General features: G+C 38.9%; 5 protein-coding genes. All 5 read right to left on the bottom strand.

The annotated features are described in order from the left end of the window. Positions 1 to 217 (bottom strand): AAA family ATPase (locus ACO6HM_RS12215; protein ID WP_485391299.1); only part of this gene is annotated, 217 nt, incomplete at its 3' end. A 589-nt stretch (positions 218 to 806) separates the two neighbouring features. Further along, positions 807 to 2,192: an ABC transporter ATP-binding protein gene (locus tag ACO6HM_RS12210; protein WP_485391298.1), complete on the bottom strand. Its 1,386-nt coding sequence runs from the start codon at positions 2,190 to 2,192 to the stop codon at positions 807 to 809. Beyond that, entirely contained in the window at positions 2,186 to 2,872 is a 687-nt protein-coding gene (locus tag ACO6HM_RS12205; RefSeq protein ID WP_485391297.1) for an energy-coupling factor transporter transmembrane component T, read from the bottom strand. The genes ACO6HM_RS12210 and ACO6HM_RS12205 overlap by 7 nt, the downstream gene beginning before the upstream one ends. Continuing rightward, positions 2,872 to 3,453 carry an MptD family putative ECF transporter S component gene (locus ACO6HM_RS12200; protein ID WP_208428447.1) on the bottom strand — a complete coding sequence of 194 codons (582 nt, stop codon included), beginning with the start codon at positions 3,451 to 3,453 and terminating at the stop codon, positions 2,872 to 2,874. The genes ACO6HM_RS12205 and ACO6HM_RS12200 overlap by 1 nt, the downstream gene beginning before the upstream one ends. Positions 3,454 to 3,464: 11 nt before the next feature. Then, positions 3,465 to 5,186: an ABC transporter ATP-binding protein gene (locus ACO6HM_RS12195; RefSeq protein ID WP_485391296.1), complete on the bottom strand. Its 1,722-nt coding sequence runs from the start codon at positions 5,184 to 5,186 to the stop codon at positions 3,465 to 3,467. Positions 5,187 to 5,212: the final 26 nt, after the last annotated feature.

Here is a 5,212-nt window from a genome sequence, read left to right as displayed (position 1 = left end):
TTCCCACAACCATTTCTTTCATTGTCATCATTGCATGTAATACGTTACTTTTTCCTGCTGCATTTGCACCGTAAATTGCAAGTACGGGCAGCAATGCCTTCTTTTCATCCGGATGAAGCAGATACTCATCAAATGACTTATCCTTAGAGGCCGCAAGGCTGATCACGACACTGTTTTTTATTGACCTGTGATTTTCAACTGTAAACTGAATCAGCATAATTGAATACCTCCATTCTCAGTATTCGTATTTTCAGTCACCATTATAACAGTTAAAAATGCCTTGGTCAATATTTATGACTTGTTTTTGCAGTTTTTCTGCTAAACTTATAAATAAATTCTTTCTCAGTCATACTTGAGACTCCTATTGATTCGGTCCTTTGTCTCTCGACTACTATGACCTCTGTCCACTTCTGTGTGTTCAGTATTGCTTTAGGCAATGGTTACCTCTTTCAAGGCTTATCACACAGACCTCCCTAGGTACCACACGTTTCTTCCTCTCCATCTATCTGCCTCATTTATCATGCATGATTCCGTGTAGTTATCGGACTTTGGCTTGTTATGCAGTCTTATCCTCATGCATAACCTCATATGAGATTTCTGTTCGTCAGACCAGAGATTTGCCCTTGAGTTAGTACTTCCTCATATCCGGCTTCCTTCAGATTCGAGGTCACCATAGGCACCCTTGCTTTCAGCGCATCCTTTACCGGGCGGATTCGGGACTGCACCCGTTAGAAACGTGCGCCGCTAGGCGCACCACAAAAATACCCCAAACCGCTATCAGGCTTAGGGTATCAGTCTCTTTTCATCTAATTGTATATCCTATAATCCTCCAGACAGAGGATACTGTCGGCGACCTCATTTAAGAACTCTGTATCGTGAGATACGATAAAGATGATGTTATCTTCTGTCTTCATGCTCTTTATCAGCTTTGATATTTTGAGCATATTTTTATAATCCATTCCACTTGTTGGCTCGTCAAAGAATATGAATCTCGAGTTTTTGCATAGAACAGAAGCTATAGCGACCCTTTGCTTTTGACCACCCGAAAGACTCATAGGATGTCTGTCTCTTAGTTCAGTAAGGCCTAGCCCTGATAGAATTCTATCAACAGTATCCTGTTTCAATTCTTTAACTCCCAGCTTCATTTCCTCTTCGACTGAATCAGTGAATAGCTGGTGATTGACATCCTGCATGACCAACGAGGAAGCCTTAATTCTCTCCTTCTTACTACAAACTCTCTCTCCGAATAATATCTCACTTTTATCATTTTCTTCCAAACCAGTTAAAATTCGCAAGAAGGTGGACTTACCACAACCATTCTTTCCTACGATTCCATATATTTTCCCAAGGTCAAACGATACATCATCCATTTTAAGTTCTCCCTTGTTGGCAAAATTAAAGGAAAGTTTCTTTATTATCAGGTCTTTGCCACCATCGTTTTTAGGCTTATTTAAGGCTGTTTTATACCTTGAGCGAAGTCCTAGAGCAGCTATCTCTGTATCCGTAACCTCCAAAAAGCCCTGTGCAGTGTACTCTCTCTCTATTCTTCCGTTTTGAATGATAATTATTCTATCTGCCACACCCATTAAATAATAAATCCTATGCTCTGCAAGGATGAGTGTTATCCCTTTATTTTTAAGGATTATGAGCATTTCCTCTAAGATATCAATGTACTTATCGTCTAGGTTTGATGACGGTTCATCAAGCACAATGATTTTACAGCCGGATATATAACAGGCTGCCACAGAAAGTATCTGTTTTTCTCCTCCTGAGAGCTCAAATATGCTTCGTCCCAGTAGATACTCTATCCCAAATACATTAAGCATATCTTTCATTCGGCTTTCCATTTCTTTTTTATCAAGCCCTATGTTCTCAAGATAAAACAGAAGTTCAAGAGTGGTATCCACATTGAAAAAATGTGTCTTAGGGTTTTGAAAAACACTGGCTATCATAAGAGATATTTCATAGAGTTCAAGGTTTTTAATCTCCTTTTCACCAACCTTAATACTTCCTGATATTTGAGCATTTTCATATTCAAAGGCTAAGCCGTTTATGGAGTTGATAATAGAAGATTTCCCACTTCCACTCTCTCCTGTAAGTAACACACATTCTCCATCAGCTATGTTAAGGCTTATATCATTTAATACCTTATTCTCCCCATAAGAAAGGGATAAATTCTCTATTCTCAGCATACAAAACCTCCGACTGCAATTGCAGCTATCAAAGATATATAAATAAAATCAATCAAATGCACTCCCACAGTTATATATCTTGTTTTCTTAATAGGATTAGCTATACATTTGGTCTCTGCTGCCTTTGCTATATCATCAGCTATGTTTGATGATATGATGAGGAGGGGAACAAGTACGTATTCCAGGTATTTAACAGGATTCTTGGTATCTATTCCCCTTATCTTCATCGCCATCTTGATATTATTTCTCTCCTCTGCAAATGACGGAAAGAAGCGAAACATAACTGCTATTGGTATGGATACGGTGCTTGGTATTTTAAGAGCATCCATTGACGAAATGATACTTCCCACATCTGAGGTTTTTATCATATATTTCCCTGCGGAATACGGAAGATAAAACATCCTGCATACAAAAACCAGGGAAAGAAGCATCTTCAAAACAAGTGGAAATGTAGCAAGCACACTGAAACTTGGCGCAAAAAACAAAACTCCAAATACAAGGATGTTCCTTATCCCGTCCTTAATAAGTCCATTTATAAAGTACATTGTAGAAATGGTAAGTACTGCCGCCCATTCCAAGTAGTGATTCATAGAATGCGCCACTCCCATACCAAGTAGAATTACCGCTATAAATTTGGTTATGGGGTTGGGATTGAGCCTGTTATTCTGATTGTAAAACATCAGGCAATACCTGCTTTCGTAAAATGTTTCTTAAGCAGAATTTTACCAATGTACGCTCCTATAAGGCCTCCAATGAGAGCGCCTGCATAAACAAGCGCCATATGCGGATAGGTGATAAGTTCTATCAGAGCATCCACATATTCCTTCCCCATCATCATAGATAATTCAATATACTTTTCTCTTGCCAAAAGCATCTGCATAAGAGAGCCGCAAATCCAGGTATTAAATACCATAAATGCAAGCATATTGAACTTAAGAGATTTATATCCACCAGCTCTTCTAATCATCTCAGCTATAAACATCACCACCAGTGAGTGAAGGACAATCACATAAGTGTGGCCGCCTAAAAGCATAATAATAGGCGAAATCATCCCAAGTATAAACAGTGCCCAAGGCTTTTGTACCTTTGCCATAAAAAGCATAATAATTGTTCCGGTTACAATCCCCAGTACAGTAGGATATATCAGGAAGAGAATCGGTATTACTCCCATCATCCCAACACCAAACATAAACACAAAATATATTACTGTGAATACTCCTATAGTCACCAAATCCTTTATTTTTAACTTATTATCTTTCATCTCTATCCCCCTTAATAACTAAATTCTTCTGCCAAGTTAGTTTTTTCAATAAGATTTTTATATACCTTTGATTGTTCTAAAAGTTGTTTATGAGTTCCTGCTGTTTCAACCCTGCCATCGTCAATAACAACTATTTTATCTACATTTTCTATGGACTTTAACCTATGAGAAATGATGATGACTGTCTTATTCTTTATCAGCTTATTTAGGCTATCCTGAATCTTTTTCTCATTGTCTACATCAAGGCTTGCAGATATTTCATCCAGGATAAGAATAGGTGCATCCTTAAGAAATGCCCTGGCTATCGACAACCTCTGCCTCTCTCCACCTGAAAGCTCAGCTCCGTTCTCACCTACTCTGGTGTTAAAGCCCTCCGGAAGCTTTTCTATAAAGTCCAAGCAATTAGCAAGAGCTGCAGCCTCTTTTACCTCTTCATCAGTTGCACTTTCCCTGCCAAGCCTTATATTTTCAAGTACACTGGTATTAAAGAGAGTCACATCCTGGAATACTATGGATATCTTCTTAAACAAAGAATCCGTTGATATATTTTTAATGTCTTTTCCGTCTATCAGTATGCTGCCTCCATCATAGTCATAAAGCCTTGATACTACTCTTAAGACAGAGGTTTTACCTGAGCCCGACAAGCCTACAAGGGCAGTAACTTCACCCTGCTTTGCAGTAAAGCTCACATCTTTTAGCACCTTACTCACTTTGTCATAGGCAAATGATACATGGTTAAACTCTATGTCATATCTCGTAAGCTCCGTATCCTCACCCTCCTGAAGTACCGCACTCTTAATCCCCTTAATCCGCCTTACCGCAGGCTCGATATAGGACATTTCCGTCAAACCCTCGACAGAGATATCAAAGAGCTCTTTTACTTTGATTGCTCCTATAATGTAACCTATAAGGTATAAAAGGCTAATCTCTCCCTGTATTAGAAGCTGTACACCTACTGCTATTACTACAGCCACACTGATATACGATAGGGACGATGATAGTCCTACTGCAATCATAGACAGAAGCTCAACCTTAAAATGTGCCCTCTCGCTCTCTTCCATTTTCTTATATAAGGACTTTTTTACCTTGTCTGACTGGTTGAAACTGCTTATTTCCTGCTGGAGTTCTATGGTCTCCTGAAAAAGCTCAGAATTCTCCCTAAGCACCCCAAAATATTTGCTGTACTCAGATACTTCCTTTTGCTTAGCTAAAGGTGTAATCAGGAAGCAAAGAAGGGTAGGTATCATGGCTGCAAGTCCCATTTTCCAGTTCCCAATAAGCATCATTAGCCCCATAAGCGGGAAGAAAATCCACATACCCACTACCTTAGGGATGGAGTGACTCATGGCATGCTCTATTCTCTCCACATCAGACATTATTGTTTGTGAAAGGTCTGACAAATCGTGCTTTGAAAAATACGCAAGTGGCAGGTCAGCCAGGTTCTCTGCTATACCCTTTCTTAAGTTAGCGGACTCCTTGTATGTCGCATTATAAAGACTTACATATTCTTTCGAGAGCAGGATATACATAAGCACTAAGGTAAGCACTCCCATAACAATGTATTGTATGGTACTATATGCCTTTCCGATGACAAGTTGATTAAACAATGCCATTAAAATAAACATTGGAGCGATATTTATACAATATGTCAAAAAGCAGTATAAAGTCGACTTTGAAAGATTGGCTGCCCCCTGTTCAGATAAGGCATATCTTTTCTTATAATAGTTTTTCATTTGACACCCTCCAATCATTTGCAGTT

The sequence above is a fragment of the Catonella sp. genome, assembly GCF_057250765.1.
This window is presented reverse-complemented; position numbering and strand designations above follow the sequence as displayed.